General features: G+C 74.2%; 1 protein-coding gene and 1 pseudogene. Both read left to right on the top strand.

Going from position 1 to position 701, the window contains the following annotated elements:
* Window positions 1-255, top strand: a pseudogene (locus KUM32_RS39350) (aspartate carbamoyltransferase); the annotation flags it as partial.
* A partial coding sequence (locus KUM32_RS39345; RefSeq protein ID WP_217146547.1) for an amidohydrolase family protein occupies window positions 252-701 on the top strand: 450 nt, incomplete at its 3' end. The pseudogene KUM32_RS39350 and the gene KUM32_RS39345, both read left to right, overlap by 4 nt.

Raw genomic sequence — 701 nt, 5'->3', positions numbered from 1 at the left:
GGCCTGACCGGCGACCGCATGGCCCGAATGCCGGAACACGCCATCGTCATGCACCCGGGGCCGATGAACCGGGGTATGGAGATCACGGCCGAGGTCGCCGACTCGCCCCGCTGCACCGCCGTGGAGCAGGTGACCAACGGCGTGAGCATCCGGATGGCCGCCCTGTACCTGCTGCTCGGCGGCAACGAGCCCGCCCTCGCCCCGAGCGCCCCCGCCGACAAGCCCGCCCGCACCGAGGAGACCAGCACGCCATGAGCGAGACCACCAAGACCCTGCTGCGCGGCGCGCGACTGATCGGCGGCGACAGCGCCGACGTCCTCATCGAGGGCGAGACCATCGCCGCCGTGGGCCAGGGCCTGTCGGCCGAGGGCGCCACGGTCATCGAGGCCGAGGGCCAGATCCTGCTGCCCGGCCTGGTCGACCTGCACACGCACCTGCGCGAGCCGGGCCGCGAGGACTCCGAGACCGTGCTGACCGGCACCCAGGCCGCGGCCGTCGGCGGCTACACCGCCGTGCACGCGATGGCCAACACCTTCCCCGTCGCCGACACCGCCGGCGTCGTCGAGCAGGTGTGGCGGCTCGGCCGCGAGTCCGGCTACTGCGACGTGCAGCCGGTCGGCGCCGTCACCGTCGGCCTCGAAGGCGCGCAGCTCGCCGAGCTCGGCGCCATGCACGAGTCGGCCGCCGGCGTCGTGGTCTTC

The organism is Streptomyces sp. AC627_RSS907, assembly GCF_019049165.1.
The sequence above is the reverse complement of the archived record's forward strand: the minus strand, read 5'-3'. Positions and strand labels throughout refer to the sequence as shown.